At 70.4% G+C, this 15,211-nt stretch carries 14 protein-coding genes; 9 read left to right on the top strand and 5 right to left on the bottom strand.

What is annotated here, in order from left to right:
* Nucleotides 1-132: 132 nt before the first annotated feature.
* Nucleotides 133-306: a type II secretion system protein GspM gene (gene gspM / locus AC1D1T_RS05850; protein ID WP_477991603.1), complete on the bottom strand. Its 174-nt coding sequence runs from the start codon at nt 304-306 to the stop codon at nt 133-135.
* Here gspM and gspN point away from each other — a divergent pair.
* The 5 genes from gspN to AC1D1T_RS05825 all read left to right on the top strand — a co-directional run bounded on the left by gspN (nt 301) and on the right by AC1D1T_RS05825 (nt 7,201).
* Nucleotides 301-1,104, top strand: coding sequence for a type II secretion system protein N (gspN, locus tag AC1D1T_RS05845; RefSeq protein ID WP_477991601.1), 804 nt, complete (start codon nt 301-303; stop codon nt 1,102-1,104). The two genes, gspM and gspN, sit on opposite strands and share 6 nt — an antisense overlap.
* Before the next feature lie 2 nt (nt 1,105-1,106).
* Nucleotides 1,107-3,335, top strand: a complete 2,229-nt coding sequence (gene gspD, locus AC1D1T_RS05840) for a type II secretion system secretin GspD (RefSeq protein ID WP_477991599.1) — start codon at nt 1,107-1,109, stop codon at nt 3,333-3,335.
* A gap of 3 nt (nt 3,336-3,338) precedes the next feature.
* Nucleotides 3,339-4,760: a type II secretion system ATPase GspE gene (gene gspE / locus AC1D1T_RS05835; RefSeq protein ID WP_047500223.1), complete on the top strand. Its 1,422-nt coding sequence runs from the start codon at nt 3,339-3,341 to the stop codon at nt 4,758-4,760.
* 5 nt (nt 4,761-4,765) lie between these two features.
* A complete protein-coding gene (gene gspF, locus AC1D1T_RS05830) occupies nt 4,766-5,980 on the top strand; it encodes a type II secretion system inner membrane protein GspF (protein WP_047500221.1) in 1,215 nt (404 codons plus the stop codon).
* 216 nt (nt 5,981-6,196) lie between these two features.
* Nucleotides 6,197-7,201 carry an AAA family ATPase gene (locus AC1D1T_RS05825; RefSeq protein ID WP_477825359.1) on the top strand — a complete coding sequence of 335 codons (1,005 nt, stop codon included), beginning with the start codon at nt 6,197-6,199 and terminating at the stop codon, nt 7,199-7,201.
* A 9-nt stretch (nt 7,202-7,210) separates the two neighbouring features.
* Here AC1D1T_RS05825 and AC1D1T_RS05820 read toward each other — a convergent pair whose 3' ends face one another.
* The gene (locus tag AC1D1T_RS05820; RefSeq protein ID WP_477825358.1) at nt 7,211-8,038 is read right to left on the bottom strand and encodes a MipA/OmpV family protein; all 828 of its coding nucleotides are present in this window, start codon (nt 8,036-8,038) and stop codon (nt 7,211-7,213) included.
* Between the two features lie 87 nt (nt 8,039-8,125).
* On the opposite strand from AC1D1T_RS05820, the gene AC1D1T_RS05815 reads away from it, so the two are divergent.
* From AC1D1T_RS05815 to AC1D1T_RS05805, 3 genes are all read left to right on the top strand, one after another.
* Nucleotides 8,126-8,797: a response regulator gene (locus AC1D1T_RS05815; protein WP_047500219.1), complete on the top strand. Its 672-nt coding sequence runs from the start codon at nt 8,126-8,128 to the stop codon at nt 8,795-8,797.
* Entirely contained in the window at nt 8,797-10,224 is a 1,428-nt protein-coding gene (locus AC1D1T_RS05810; RefSeq protein ID WP_477991597.1) for a sensor histidine kinase, read from the top strand. The genes AC1D1T_RS05815 and AC1D1T_RS05810 overlap by 1 nt, the downstream gene beginning before the upstream one ends.
* A gap of 112 nt (nt 10,225-10,336) precedes the next feature.
* The gene (locus AC1D1T_RS05805) at nt 10,337-10,756 is read left to right on the top strand and encodes a globin family protein (RefSeq protein WP_477825356.1); all 420 of its coding nucleotides are present in this window, start codon (nt 10,337-10,339) and stop codon (nt 10,754-10,756) included.
* A 7-nt stretch (nt 10,757-10,763) separates the two neighbouring features.
* On the opposite strand, the gene AC1D1T_RS05800 is transcribed toward AC1D1T_RS05805, so the two are convergent.
* Nucleotides 10,764-11,741: a LysR family transcriptional regulator gene (locus AC1D1T_RS05800; RefSeq protein ID WP_477825355.1), complete on the bottom strand. Its 978-nt coding sequence runs from the start codon at nt 11,739-11,741 to the stop codon at nt 10,764-10,766.
* Nucleotides 11,742-11,807: 66 nt separating this feature from the next.
* Between AC1D1T_RS05800 and AC1D1T_RS05795 the strand changes: the two genes are divergently transcribed.
* On the top strand, nt 11,808-12,296 hold the full coding sequence (locus AC1D1T_RS05795) for a nuclear transport factor 2 family protein (protein WP_477825354.1): 489 nt from the start codon (nt 11,808-11,810) through the stop codon (nt 12,294-12,296).
* Between the two features lie 16 nt (nt 12,297-12,312).
* On the opposite strand, the gene AC1D1T_RS05790 is transcribed toward AC1D1T_RS05795, so the two are convergent.
* Both AC1D1T_RS05790 and AC1D1T_RS05785 read right to left on the bottom strand, forming a co-directional pair.
* Nucleotides 12,313-14,310, bottom strand: a complete 1,998-nt coding sequence (locus tag AC1D1T_RS05790; RefSeq protein ID WP_477991595.1) for a hybrid sensor histidine kinase/response regulator — start codon at nt 14,308-14,310, stop codon at nt 12,313-12,315.
* Nucleotides 14,307-15,203, bottom strand: a complete 897-nt coding sequence (locus AC1D1T_RS05785) for a response regulator (RefSeq protein WP_465110933.1) — start codon at nt 15,201-15,203, stop codon at nt 14,307-14,309. Before AC1D1T_RS05785 ends, AC1D1T_RS05790 begins: the two co-directional genes overlap by 4 nt.
* Between the last annotated feature and the right edge of the window lie 8 nt (nt 15,204-15,211).

Here is a 15,211-nt window from a genome sequence, read left to right as displayed (position 1 = left end):
ACTGGTCCCAGGCCAGCTCGGCGAAGGTGGACTCCTGCCAGGCCGACGGGCTCAGGCTGGCGGCGAAGCGGCGCTTGCCGACGCGCTTGGGCACGTTGCGCCCGAGCGGGCGCAGGAACGGACGGGTGGCCATCAGGCGCCCCCCCCGAAGCTGACGAGGATCGTGCCGGCGTAGCCCTGCGGGCCGCGGGTCAGCTGCGCATCGACCGGCCGCGCGCGCGCGCCGCTGCGCGCCTCGCCGAGCCAGGAGCGCAGCTTCTCGCCGGAGACGCCGGTCAGCGTCAGCGTCGCGCGATCGCCTTGCACCGAGATCTTGCCCTTGTCGCCGAGCCGGTCGGTGGCCGACTTGAGCGCCTCGGCGGCCTGCTGTTCGGGCTGGTCGCCTTTGCACCGGCAAGCTGGCTGGCCGGCGCGATCGAATCGGCCTCGGGCCAGCGCGTGCTGCTGGCCGATGCGCGCGGCACGGTGTGGTCGGGCAGTGCGGTCGTCGTGCTGACCGGCGGCCCCGGCAGCCGCGATGCCGCGGCGCTGCCGGGCCGGCTCGACTGGTCGCTCGGCCTGCGCGGGCTCGGCTTCGAGCTGGTGGCGCGCCAGGCCTGCTGCCTGAACGGCAACGTCGCGCTGCAGATCAAGCCCGGCTTCGGCCGCCTCTCGCTGACGCTGATGCCGCAGCCGGGCTGGACCGGCCAGTGGCCGGGCGCGCTGCTCGGCGGCCTGGGCACGCCGTGGAACACCTTGCAGCTCGGCGGCGCGCTGCGCCTGGTGTCGCCGGGGTTGAAGATGGAATGGGTGCAGGGCCGCTGGCTGATGGACGGCCGGGCCGATGTCGAGCTGATCGGTGCGGCGTCTCGCGTGTCGACGCTCGAGACGCTGGGCAGCTACCGCCTGTCGCTGACCGGCAACCCGGGCGGCGGTCCGTCGCAGCTGAGCCTGACGACGCTCGACGGCGCCCTGCAACTCTCGGGCAACGGCAGCATGGGCGCCAATGGCGTGCGCTTTCGCGGCGAGGCCCGTGCGAACAGCGGCGACGAAGCCGCACTGAGCAATCTGCTGAACATCATCGGGCGGCGCAACGGCGCCGTGTCCGTCATTTCGATCGGATGAGCATGAAAAAGCGCCATACCCCCCTGCTCCAGGCGCGACGCCCGCTCGTCGGCGCGCTGGTCGCCGCGCTGTTGACCACGAACCTCGGTGCGTTTCCGGTCGTGATGGCCCAGCAACCGGCATCGCCGGCACCGTCGCGCTTCAAGGGCGAGCCGGTCACCCTCAACTTCGTCAATGCCGACATCGAAGGCGTGTCACGCGCGATGGGCGCCATCCTGAAGCAGCAGTTCGTCGTCGACCCGCGCGTGAAGGGCACGATCACGCTGTTCAGCGAAGAGCCGATGACGCCGCGCGAGGCCTACCTGAACTACCTCGCCGCGCTGCGCGGCCTGGGCTTCACGGTGGTCGAGGTCGGCGGGCTGTTCAAGGTCGTGCCGGAGGCCGATGCGAAGCTGCAGTCGGGCACCGTCTCGGTCGGCTCGGTGTCGCGCCAGGGCGACCAGGTGCTGACGCAGATCTTCAAGCTCAGCCACGAGAACGCGAACAACCTGGTGCCGGTGCTGCGCCCGCTGATCAGCCCGAACAACACCATCAACGCGAACCCCGGCAACAACACGCTGGTGATCACCGACTACGCGGACAACCTGACGCGCATCGCGAAGATCATCGCCGCGATGGACACGCCGAGCTCCGGCGACGTCGAGATCATCCCGCTGAAGTACGCGGTCGCCACCGACCTCGCGACCGTCGTGCAGCGCCTGAGCGACGGCGGCACCGGCGTGCCGGGCGGCGTGCCCGGCGGCGGCGCCACCTCGTCGATCCTGGTCGATGCGCGCAGCAACGCGCTGATCGTGCGCGCCTCGACGCCGGCGCGCATGGCCAACATCAAGGCGGTGATCGAGAAGCTCGACAAGCCGATGGTGGGCGACAACCCGATGGGCAACATCTACGTCGTCTACCTGAAGAACGGCGATGCGGTGAAGCTGGCCACCGTGCTGCGCGCCGCATTCAGCTCGACCGGCGGCGGCGGTGGTGGCGGTGGCGGCAGCTCGCCGACGGCCGCGCTGTCGCAGGCGGCCAACCCGAACAACCCGCAGGGCGGCGGGCAGGCGGTGGCACCGCTCACCCCGTCGGCAGCGCCCTCCACCGGCGGCATGATCCAGGCCGACCCGGCCAGCAACTCGCTGATCATCACGGCACCCGAGCCGGTCTACAAGCAGCTGCGCGCGGTGATCGACCAGCTCGACTCGCGCCGCGCGCAGGTCTACATCGAAAGCATGATCGTCGAGGTGACCGGCGACAACGCCGCCGAGGCCGGCTTCCAGTGGCAGGGCCTGATCGGCAAGAGCGGCGACTCCACCGGCATCGTCGGCGGCACCAACTTCACGCCGAAGAGCGGCAAGGGCAACCTGGTGCAGATCGATGCGACCGGCGTGGCCGCCGGCCTCGGCGAGGGCTTCAACATCGGCGTGATCCGCAAGTTCGCCGGGCAGTACGGGCTGGCCGCCATCGCCAACCTGCTGCAGAGCCAGACCAACAGCAACATCATCTCGACCCCGAACCTGATCACGCTCGACAACGAGGAAGCGAAGATCATCGTCGGCAGCAACGTGCCGTTCATCACCGGCCAGTTCACCAACACCGGCACCGCCACCACCAGCCCGTTCCAGACGGTGGAGCGCAAGGACGTCGGCATCACGCTGAAGATCAAGCCGCAGATCGGCGAGAACGGCGCGGTGCGCATGACGATCTTCCAGGAATCGTCGAGCCTGTCCGACAAGGTCGCGCCCGGCACCACCAGCGCCGGCCCGTCCACGAACAAGCGCTCGATCGAATCGACGGTGGTCGTCGACGACGGCGAGATCATCGTGCTCGGCGGCCTGATCGAGGACAGGTTCACCGAGACCAACAACAAGGTGCCGCTGCTCGGCGATATCCCGGTGCTGGGCGCGCTGTTCCGCAGCACCAGCCGGCAGAAGACGCGCACCAACCTGATGGTGTTCCTGCGCCCGATCGTGATGCGCGACGCGGCCACCTCGAACGCGGTCTCGCTGGACCGCTACGAGACCATCCGCGCGCAGCAGAAGGCCGAGCAGCCGCGCAACAGCTGGATCACGCCGATCAATGAATCGCCGGTGCTGCCGCCGCTGAACACGCTGCAGGATTCGTCGAAGGCGCTGAGCGCGCCGCCGCCGAAGCCGATCCGCAACCCGGCTCTCCCGACATCAGCGGCGGCACCGGCGTCGGGTGCCTCGGCCCCCGATCCCGCCGCCAGCCAGCCGGGGCAATAAGCCATGGGCTCACGTCACCCCCTGCCCTACACCTACGCGAAGGCGCACACGCTGCTGCTGGAAGACGACGGCGAGCGCCTGGTGCTGTGGGCGCCCGAGACCGTGTCGATGCCGGCGCTGAGCGAGGTGCTGCGCCTGTACTCGATCGACGCGCTGGAGCGCGAGCCGGCCTCGACGCTGGTCAACCGCATCGCCGCCGCCTATGCCGGTGCCGAATCGAGCGCGGCCGTCGTGATCGGCGAGGTCGAGAGCAAGGTCGACCTGAGCCGCATGATGCAGGACCTGCCGGCCATCGAGGACCTGCTGGAAACCTCGAACGACGCGCCGATCATCCGCATGCTGAACGCGCTGCTGACGCAGGCCGCGAAGGACGGCGCGAGCGACATCCACATCGAGCCCTACGAGCGCTCGAGCTCGGTGCGCTTCCGCGTGGACGGCACGCTGCGCGAGGTGGTGCAGCCGAACAAGGCGCTGCACGCGGCGCTGATCTCGCGGCTGAAGATCATGGCCGAGCTCGACATCGCCGAGAAGCGGCTGCCGCAGGACGGCCGCATCTCGCTGCGCATCGGCGGCCGCGCGGTCGACGTGCGGGTGTCGACGCTGCCGTCGGCGCACGGCGAACGCGCGGTGCTGCGGCTGCTCGACAAGGGTGAATCGAAGTTCACGCTCGAAGGCCTGGGCATGGGCGGCGACACGCTGCAGCGCTTCAATGCGCTGGTGCAGCAGCCGCACGGCATCGTGCTGGTGACCGGCCCGACCGGCTCGGGCAAGACGACGACGCTGTATGCGTCGCTCGGCCGCGTCGACACCGCGACCACCAACGTGCTGACGGTGGAAGACCCGATCGAGTACGACCTCGGCGGCATCGGCCAGACGCAGGTCAACGCGAAGATCGACCTGACCTTCGCGAAGGCGCTGCGCGCGATCCTGCGGCAGGATCCGGACGTCATCATGATCGGCGAGATCCGCGACTTCGAGACCGCGCAGATCGCGGTGCAGGCCTCGCTGACGGGTCACCTGGTGCTCGCCACGCTGCACACCAACGACGCGCCGAGCGCAGTGACCCGGCTCACCGACATGGGCATCGAACCCTTCCTGCTGAGCTCCAGCCTGCTGGGCGTGCTCGCGCAGCGCCTGGTGCGCAAGCTGTGCCCGCACTGCAAGAAGCAGGACGCCAAGGGCCGCTGGCATCCGGTGGGCTGCAGCGAATGCGGCAACTCGGGCTACAAGGGCCGCACCGGCGTCTACGAGCTGATGGTGGCCGACGACAAGGTGAGCGCGCTGATCCACAGCAGGGCGGCCGAATCGCAGCTGTTCGTCGCCGCCGAGGCCGGCGGCATGCGCTCGATGCGCGAGGACGGCGAACGCCTGGTGCGTGAAGGCGTGACCTCGCTCGAAGAGGTCATGCGCGTCACGAAAGACTAGCAACCATGCCCGCCTACAAGTTCGAGGCGATCGACGCCGCCGGCAAGACCAACAGCGGCCTGCTGGAAGCCGACAACGCGAAGGCCGCGCGCGCGCAGCTGCGCGCGCAGGCGCTGGTGCCGCTGGAGGTGACGCAGGTCGCGTCGGCCGGCACGCAGCCGACCGGGCTGAAGATGGTGCGCCGCGTGTTCAGCTCGACCGGGCTGGCGGTGTGGACGCGCCAGTTGGCCGGGCTGGTCGGCTCCGGGCTGCCGCTGGAGCGGGCGCTGACGGCGCTCAGCGACGAGGCCGAAGACCCGAAGCAGCGCGAGCTGATCGCCCACCTGCGCAGCGAGGTCAACGGCGGCTCGCCGTTCGCGCGTGCGCTGGCCGGCGCGCCGCGCGAGTTCGACGACGTGTACCGCGCGGTGGTCGGTGCGGGCGAGCAGAGCGGTGCGCTCGGCCGCGTGCTGGAGCGGCTGGCCGACGACCTGGAGGAGCGGCAGCAGCTGAAGTCGAAGATCATCGGCGCGACGCTGTACCCGGCGATCGTCTCGCTGATCGCGGTGGTGATCGTGATCTTCCTGGTGACCTACGTGGTGCCGCAGGTGGCCTCGGTGTTCACCAGCTCGAAGCGGGCGCTGCCGCTGATCACCACGATGATGCTGAACATCAGTGCCTTCCTGCGCAGCTACGGCTGGCTGCTGCTGCTGGCGATCATCGGCGGCGTGGTGACCTTGCGGCTGATGCTGCGCAACGCGCTGTTCCGCGAGCAGTTCGATGCGAGCTGGCTGACGCTGCCGCTGGTGGGCAAGCTCTCGCGCGGCTACAACGCGGCGCGCTTCGCCGGAACGCTCGCGATGCTGGCGAACGCCGGCGTGCCGATCCTGAAGGCGCTGCAGGCGGCGGCGGAGACGCTGTCGAACCACGCGATGCGCGCCGATGCGCTGGATGCGCTGGTGCAGGTGCGCGAAGGCGCGCCGTTCGCGTCGGCGATGGCCGCGAAGAAGCGCTTCCCGGGGCTCTTGTCGATGTTCGCGCGGCTGGGCGAGCAGACCGGGCAACTGCCGCAGATGCTGGACCGGGCCGCCAAGCAGCTCGGCCAGGAAGTGCAGCGCCGCGCGATGGCGATGGCGACCATCCTGGAGCCGCTGCTGATCGTCGCGATGGGCGGGGCGGTGATGCTGATCGTGCTCGCCGTGCTGCTGCCGATCATCCAATTGAACACCTGGGTGAAATAGAGCCCCCACGTCGCTGCGCTCCTGCCCCCCGAGGGGGCGCCACCCAAGGGGCCCGGCAAAGCCGGTTCCCCGGGTGTTGCTTGATCGCTCGCTGGCATGGGTCATGCATGCCCGCACCACCAGAACTGGGCGGTGTTCCGGGTATTCATCAAGTGCTGTCTTCCGGACACCTTTGCTTCAATGAGCACCAAGGTCTGCGTCTTCTGGAGGTCTTCGATGAGCGCATCCAAGCAGTTGGTCCCGGTGTCGTCATCCTCGCGAGGCGGCATCCCGATTGCCCGCATGCGCAGCCTCTACCGGGTCGACGAGGTCGGCCGCAAGCTCGACAAGCTGCCGCACAAGGAGCACGAGAGCCTGCGCTCCACCTACGAGCGCATGCTCGAGAAGGGCCCGGAGCGCTTCCAGGTGAAACCGTCCGGCCTGCCGGCGATGGACCACCTCTACGACGAGCTGCCCAACTTCAGCGAGGTGCTCGACGACGTGAAACGCCAGCTCGCGCTGTGCGAGGACAGCCGCGACGCGCTCGAGATCACCCCGCTGCTGCTGCTCGGCCCGCCCGGCGTCGGCAAGACCCACTTCGCGCGCGAACTCTCGCAGCTGCTCGGCACCGGCATGGGCTTCATGTCGATGAGTTCGATGACCGCCGGCTGGGTGCTGAGCGGCGCCTCCAGCCAGTGGAAGGGCGCACGCCCCGGCAAGGTGTTCGAGACGCTGGTCGACGGCCAGTACGCGAACCCGGTGATGGTGGTCGACGAGATCGACAAGGCCGGCGGCGAACACGCCTACGACCCGCTCGGCGCGCTGTACAGCCTGCTCGAGCACGACACCGCCGGCAGCTTCGTCGACGAGTTCGCCGAGGTGCCGATCGACGCCAGCCAGGTGATCTGGGTCGCCACCGCGAACGACGGCCGCGCGATCCCCGACCCGATCCTGAACCGCATGAACGTCTACGAGGTGCAGGCGCCCGACCGCGACGCGGCCCGCCGCATCGCCGCCCGGCTGTACGACGGCATCCGCCGCGACCACGCCTGGGGCGAGCGCTTTGAGGCGGAGCCGCGCAACGAGGTGCTCGACCGCATGGGCGAGATGGCGCCGCGCGAGATGCGCCGCGCCTGGATGACGGCCTTCGGCAACGCGAAGCTCGCGCGCCGCGATCACGTGCTCTGCGACGACCTGCCCGAATCCGGCACGAAGAAATCGACGATCGGCTTCATGCAGTAGCGCCAGCGTTCAGAACAGCCAGGCCAGCCCCACGTAGCCGGTGGCACCGGTCTTCCTGCTGACGATCGGGCTGTTCTTCGCGTCGCCGCCGAGCGCCGACACGCCAGCCAAGGCCTTCAGCTTCAGGTCGGGTTGCAGCTGGTACTCCGCCCCGATGCCCAGATCGACCTTGTGCAGGCCGGCCTTCGGCGTGTAGACGCCGTAGCCGCTGGCGGCCGACTGCTCGGGCGTCACGCCGAAGTAGGCCTGCAGGTAGCGCTGGTCGGCCCAGCTGGCGCCGGCGTTCAGGCTCAGCGCGAGCGCATCGCTCAGCGGCACCGGCCACGACACGCCGAGATCGACCTGGGCGCCCCGGTGGCCGCGCTGCCCGAGCGACTTGCGGTACGTCAGCCCGAGCGGCCCGTAGCCCGCCGTCACGCCGGCTTCCGCACTGGCGCGCACGTCGCCCATGCCGCGCAGGCGGTCGTCACCGGCGGCCGGGCCGAGGCCCGACACGTTCCTGTCCTTGCGGCCGGGGTCGGCGCTCAGCAGCAGGCCGGCGCGCAGTGCGTCCTGCTCGAAGAAGGTCCAGCCGAGGCCGGTGTGGTCGAGGTCGACGTGGCCCCAGTCCGCCGTGCGGTAGCTGAGCGACAGGTCGGGCGCGGCGATCGTGCGGCGGTTCGGGCTGCCCTCGTAGCGGGGCATCGTCGCCACCCCCAGGCTCACGCTGCCGCTCAGCCCGAGTGGAGGGGCCGGCGGCGTTTGCGACTGGGCGCACGAAGGCAATGTCGTCGCGACGAGGGCGGCGGCCAGCAGCGACGGTTGGAACAGGGTGCGGGCGATCAGGGAATTCGGCATGGATGACAGGGGTGGCATGGGATGGCGGCACTGTGCCCGCCGCCACCTTAGGGAATGCCCAGGGTCGTCCCACTAGACTGCGCTGCCATGCACCTCCTCCTCGTCGAAGACGACCTCGAACTGGGCGCCGAACTGCAGCGCGCGCTGGCCGGCCACGGGCTGACCAGCGAGTGGGTGCGCAGCGTCACCCATGCGCAAGCCCTGACGGCCGCTGCGGCCGACGACGCACTGCCTTTCGCCTGCGTGCTGCTCGACCTGGGCCTGCCCGACGGCGAAGGCCTGCACCTGCTGCAGCGCTGGCGCCGGGCCGGGCTGAAGCTGCCGGTCATCGTGCTGACGGCCCGCGACGCGCTCGACGCCCGCGTGTCCAGCCTCGACGCGGGGGCCGACGACTACGTGATCAAGCCGGCCGCCCCGCAGGAGCTGGCCTCGCGCATCCGCGCCGTCACGCGGCGCAGCGGCGGGCATGCCTCGGCGGTGTGGACGGTGGGCGCGCTGCAGATCGACAGCCTGCGCCGCGAGGTGCGGGTGGACGGCGCGCTGACCGCGCTGTCGCCGAAGGAATTCCAGATCGTCGCCGAGTTGGCCCGGCATGCCGGCGAGGTGGTGTCCAAGCACCGCCTCGCCCGCGCGGTGATGCCGCTGAACGAGCCGATGGAGTTCGGCGCGCTCGAATGGCACATCCACAACCTGCGCCGCAAGCTCGGCGAGGGCTGCATCCGCACCGTGCGCGGCGTCGGCTACAGCGTCGTCGAATGATGGGCCGCCTGACCACGCCGTCGATCACGCGGCGGCTGTTGCTGGCGCTGCTGGTGGCCTACGTGCTGGCCTGGGGCACGATGCTGGTGCTGGCGCACATCAGCATGGTGGCCACCGGCTCCGGCGAGTTCGACAAGGAGATGCGCAGCGTCGGCGAGGTGGTCGAGCAGGTGCTGGCCGACGCAACGCTGCCGACCGACGCGGCGCTGCACGGTGCGGCGCTGAAGATCGCCGCCGACGGGCAGCGCGTCGGTGCCGAGGGCGGCTACCTCGGGTTCCAGGTGCATGACGCCGCCGGCCGGCTGGTCGCGCGCGGCGGCAGCGAGGCTGCGCCGCTGGCCGACGATGGCCGGCTGGGCTTCTTCGTGGTGGGCGAGGGACCGGACGCGCAGCATGTGTACCGGCGCTGGACAGCCGACCATGCCCGCCGCATCGACGTGCAGCAGTCGGTCGCGGCGCGCGACCAGGTGCTGGGCGCCGGCCTGTCGAGCGCGGTGACGGTGGCACAGCTGCTGATCGGCTTTCCGGTGCTGCTGCTGCCGGTGTGGTTCGCAGTGCGCACCGGCCTGCGCCCGCTGCTGGGCCTGTCGCAGGACCTGGCCGCACGCTCGCCGGCCGACCTGCAGCCGGTGCGGGTCGCACAGCCCTACCGCGAACTGAGGCCGGTGGTCGACGAGCTGAACGGCACGCTGGCGCGGCTGCAGGCGCTGCTGCAGCGCGAGCGTGCCTTCCTGGCCGACGCGGCGCACGAACTGCGCACGCCGCTGGCGGTGATCGCCGCGCAATGCGACACGCTGAAGCGCAGCCGCGACGCCGCCGAGCGCGACGCCGCGACGCAGCGCCTGGAGCGCGGCGTGGCACGCTCGATGCGCCTGGTGAACCAGCTGCTGGCGCTGGCACGGCTGGAGGCCGGCGTCGAGCAGCGGCTGGAGCACATCGACCTGGCCGACGTGGCACGCGATTGCCTGGCGCTGCATGCCGACGAGGCGCAGGCGCGCGGCATCGAGCTGGGCTATGCCGGGCCCGACAGCCTGCCGGTGCACAGCCCCGGCCACGCAGTCGAGACGGTGCTGCACAACCTGGTCGGCAACGCGATCCGCTACGGCCGGCCGGCCGGGCGCGTCGAGGTGAGCCTGGCCATGCCTGCCGACGGCAGCGGCGAGTGCGTGCTCGACGTCAGCGACGACGGCCCCGGCATCGCGCCGGCCGAGCGGGCCCATGTGTTCGAGCGCTTCCGGCGCGGTGCAGCCGCCACCTCGGCATCGAACGGCTCCGGCTCGGGGCTGGGCCTCGCGATCGTGCAGGCGGCGGCGCGGCAGTTGGGCGCGCGCATCGAGCTGCGCGACGGCCTGCGCGACGACACGCAAGCCGGACCGGCGCGGCACGGCCTCTCGGTGACGCTGCGCTGGCGCACCGCCGGCGCCTGACACCGGGCGCGGCAACCAACGAAACACGCCGGGGCCGGCGTCGAAACGGCGACGAATCAATCGGTCGGCATCCTTGCGGCTCAGTCGACAGACACCGCAAGGACACCACCGCATGACCCCGCATGAGATTCACCTGATCCGCCACAGCTTCAACCTGGTGCAGCCGCACGCGGCCGACACCGCGCAGCAGTTCTACGAGAACCTGTTCGCCGCCGACCCCGGCTTGCGCGCACTGTTCCGCACCGACATCCGCCACCAGGGCGAGCGCCTGATGACGATGCTGGCCGCGGCGATCCGCGTGCTCGACGATCCGTACACGCTGCATGCGGCGCTGCGCCTGCTCGGCCGCCGCCATGCCGGCTACGGCGTGCAAGGCGAGCACTACGCGACCGTCGGTGCCGCGCTGATCAAGACGCTGCGCGAAGGCCTGGGCGACGCGTTCACGCCCGAGGTGCACGACGCGTGGGCGGCGATGTACGGCATCGTGTCGCGCACGATGATCGAGGCGGCGCGCGAGGGCGCGGTGGCCTGACCCCTCTTCAGTCGCCCGCGAGCGGCGGTCGCGCGCGGAGGAAAGCGATGAGCTTGTCGACCCGCTCCGGCACGAGGTGCCGCTCCCGCCGCAAGAAGCTGATGGATGCAGCAGCCGCTCTCCAATCGCTCAACAGTTCCACCAGTTGCCCTGCTTCGAGGGCGCTGGCGACAAGCCACAGTGGTGCAGCAATCAGGCCGGCCCCTTGGATCCCGGCCAGCGCGGCGGCGGCTCCGTCGTCGAAGATCATCGCGGCCTCGGGCACCATGCGGATTTCCTCGGCGTCGGCCCCCGGCCGGCAGAACGTCCACGCTCGAACCTGTCCGGTGTGCTGGTTCCGGAACCCGATCACCCGATGTTGACCGATGTCTTCGGGGCGCGATGGAAGCGGCTTTCCGCTGAGGTACCGTGGTGCAGCGCAAACCACCCAGGGGAACTTGAACCAGAGGGATTGGAGGTGACCTGGGAGGTCGGACAGCGACCCGCTGCGAATGGCCAGGTCGACGCCGTCCCTGGCGAGGTCGACGAGTTCGTTCGTTGCCCGGAGATCGATCCGGACGGTCGGGTGCTCCCGACTGAAATCCGCCAACAAGGGCGTCAGGACCTCGCGTGCAAAGGCCACCGGCGCCGTGATCCGGACCCAGCCCGACGTACCGTCCTGATGGCGCGCCCCCGCAGATTTGCTGAAGACGCTGGCCGCACGCACCGCGTCGCGCGCAGCGCTCACCAGCCGCTCGCCATCCTGGCTCAATGACAGTGCATGCGTGGACCGATGAAAGAGCTTGACGCCGCTGGTCTGTTCCAGCCTCGTGATGGCCTTGGACATGCTCGCCGGGGACATGCCCAGCTGACGAGCGGCTTCCGTCAGCGAGCGGAAATCGACGACCGCGACGAAGCACCGAAGCTGAGAGAGGGAGAGTTCGCTGTCCAGCATGCGGTTCAGGCGGGCTTCGCATGTCCCGAAAGGCAACTTTGCCTTGCCCATCGTGCGGGTTCTCGCACTCCCGGGCGTCGGGCAGACTTTGCGCATGCCTTGTCAATGGAGACCCGCATGTCAGTTCTGACGCAACGACGAAAAGTAATGGCCATCTCTTTGCTTCTCCTGTCCGGTGGTGGTTCGCCGGCGATTTCGCTCGCCGCGCAACCCATTCCCGGAAGTCCACCAGCGAAGTCGGATCCACGCGCGCGGACCTACGAAACCTATCTTTCCGCGTGGGCGCCGATCGATGACAGCAAGCGACTGGCACGCCTGCGGGACAGTCTTTCGGAAGACGTCGTCTTCACCAACCCGCTTCAAACACGCCGCGGAATTGCAGAGGTGGTCGCCCATCTCGAAGTGTTCCAGAAGCGCAGCCCGGGCGGGCTGTTCCGGATGAACGAAATGCTGGGCTGGGAGAACCACGGCCTGGCGACCTGGCAATTCGTCGATGCCAAGGGCGAGGCCGGTTTCTGGGGCTACGACGTCGTCGAATTCGACGCCGCAGGCCGCATGCGCACGATCCTCCTCTTCGGACACTCGGAGAAGACGATCCTGAAGTAGTCGGGCGACGGGGCGGCTATGCCACCAGCGCCGCGACCCGCGCCAGCAGGTCCGCCTTCGAGAACGGCTTGTCCAGCCCGGTGCAGCGCGCCTCCTTCAGGAACTCGCGCGCATCGGGCGACAAGGTGTCGCCGGTCACGAACAGCATGTGCCGCGCGAGCCTCGGCCGGCGCCGGCTCACCTCGCGCCACAGCGACGCGCCGTCGATGTCGGGCATGCGCAGGTCGGAGACGATCGCATCGAAGCGCGCCGTCTCCAGCATCGCCAGCGCGACCGCCCCCGATTCGGCGGTCGCCACGTCGTAGCCCGCGCCTTCCAGCATCTCGCGCATCAGGCCCAGCAGCTCGGCCTCGTCGTCGACCACCAGCAGCCGCGCGCGTGCCGGCGCCTCGGCCGGTTCGGCGCGCGGCACCGCCGCCGCCTCGTCGGCCACGCCGCTGACCGGCACGCTGAGCCGGAAGCTCGCGCCGCCGTCCGGGCCGGCCGCCTCGAGGATCAGGTCGCCGCCGTGCTCGCGCGCCAGCGAGCGCGACACCGCGAGGCCCAGCCCGGTGCCCATGCCCTCGGCCTTGGTCGTGAAGAACGGCTCGAAGACGCGCGCCGCATGGTCGGGCGGCACGCCCGGCCCGCTGTCGGCGACGCGCAGCCACACCCGCTGCGCCCGGTTGTCGCGCCGCGCCTCGACGCCCGTCTGCACCCGCACGCAGCGCCGCGCCGCCTGCCCGGCCAGCGCTTGCTGCGCATTGATCAGCAGGTTCAGCACCACCTGGCCGACCTGGTCGCCGTCGGCGTGGATCGACGGCAGCGTCGCCTCGAGCTCGGTCTCCAGCTCGATGCCGTGCGAGCGGTAGCCGTAGTGCAGCATCTCCACCGCGGCGCGCACCAGGTCGTTGATGTCGACCGTGCCGCGCTGCGGCGGCTTGCTGCGCGCCATGTCGAGGAAGGTGCGCACGATGCGCCCGCAGCGCTCGGCCGCCTCGCGGATGCGCTGCACGTCGGCCTTCAGCGCGGCGTCCTCGCATTTCTCCTCCAGCAGGCTGGCCCGCCCCATCACGATCGCGAGCGGGTTGTTCAGCTCGTGCGCGACGCCGGCCAGCAGGCTGCCCATCGCGGTCAGCTTCTCGCTCTGGCGCAAGGCCTCGCGCTGGCGCTCGATCTGCTGCGCCGCCCCATGCCGCTCGGTCACGTCGACCATCGATGCGGTATAGAACACCGTGCCGCCGACGTCGCTGCGCCACAGCACCATCTCGATCGGAAACTCGCGGCCGTCGGCGCGCAGCCCGAACAGCTCCATGCGCCGGCCCAGCACACGCGGCGCGCCGCCGCCGGCCAGCCGCGCCATGCCGGCATCGTGCGCGGCGCGGTAGCGCTCGGGCATCGCGACCTCGCTGACGCGCCGGCCCAGCACCTCGGCGCGCGTGCGGCCAAACATCGCCTCGGCCGACGGGTTGAACTCGACGATGCAGCCCTGCCCGTCGGTGGAGATCAGCGCCGCCAGCGCATGGTCGACGATCGCCGACTTCAACGCCTCGCTGGCGCGCAGCTGCTCGACCTGAAGCGCCAGCGCCTCCTCGTGCAGCTTCAGTTCGGTGTGGTCGCGCCCGAACACCACGATCGCCTGCACCGGCTCGCCGGGCGGCCCGTACGGCACCATCGTCTCCTGGATGAAACGCCGGCCGCGCACCGGGTACTCGACCCAGCCCTGCCAGCGCAGCGATTCGCCGCCGAACAGGCGCTCGGCCCACGGCAGGTAGCCCTCGTACGACGCGCGGCCGATCACGTCGGCCAGGTGCCGGCCGGTGATCTGCTTCGGCGTCAGCCCGAAGAAGCCGGCCGCCTCGCCGTTCGCGTAGCGGTAGCAGTGCCCGCGGTCGATCACCGCGACGCGCGCAGTGATGTGGTCGAGCAGCGAGCTCATCAGCGCCGGGTCCAGCGCCGCACCGTCCGCTGCTTCGGGGCGCTCGCCCCATCGCAGGCGGCCGGTCCAGCTGAACTCGCGCTGGAGTCCGGTCATGCGTCCGCGACGTGGGGCACGAAGACGTAGCCCACGTTGCGAACGGTCTTCAGCACTTCCGGCTTGTCGGGGTTGGATTCGATCTTGCGGCGCAGCCGCATCACGCGCAGGTCGATCGAGCGGTCGAACACGTCCCAGCCGCGGTTGTGCGCCTGCTCCATGATCTGGTCGCGGCTCAAGGGCCGGTTCGGGTGGCGCGCGAACAGCGCCAGCAGGTCGAACTCGGCGGCGCTGATCTCGACCTCGTGGCGGTCGTCGAGCGCGAACAGCCGGCGCTGGTCGAGGTCGAGCTCGCAGATGCCGAAGCGCACGCGCTTGCTCGGCGTCGGCTGCGAGGCGGCCGCCGCCACCTGCGGTGCCAGCGTGGCGAGCGCCACGCGGCGCAGCACCGCGCGGATGCGCGCCAGCAGCTCGCGCATCTCGAACGGCTTGGGCACGTAGTCGTCGGCACCGAGTTCCAGGCCGACGATGCGGTCGACCGACTCGCCGGCGGTCGTCAGCATCACCAGCCCCATGTGCGGGTGGCGCTCGCGCAGCCAGCGCGCGAGCGACAGGCCGTTCTCGCCGGGCATGTTGACGTCGAGGATGGCCAGGTCGGGCAGCGATTCGGCGAGCATCTCGCGCGCCTGCGCCGCATCCTGCGCGGTGCGCACGACGAGGCCGTGGCGGCCGAAGTACTCGCTCAGCAGCGAGCGGATCTCCGGCTCGTCGTCGACGACCAGCACGACAGGGGTGGCGGCTTGCACGCCGGACGCCATGGGGAAGATGCCTCGTTGCGGTGTGTCACGGGGGGTTCGCGGCGGATCATATCGGTCCGGCGGCGCAATGCCGGCGCGGTTCGCGCCGCTCAGCACCGCGGTGATCCATTCGGTGGCGGTCGGCGTCGTGTTCATCGCGCGCC

Source organism: Rhizobacter sp. P2_H3 (genome assembly GCF_056403355.1).
The sequence above is the reverse complement of the archived record's forward strand: the minus strand, read 5'-3'. Positions and strand labels throughout refer to the sequence as shown.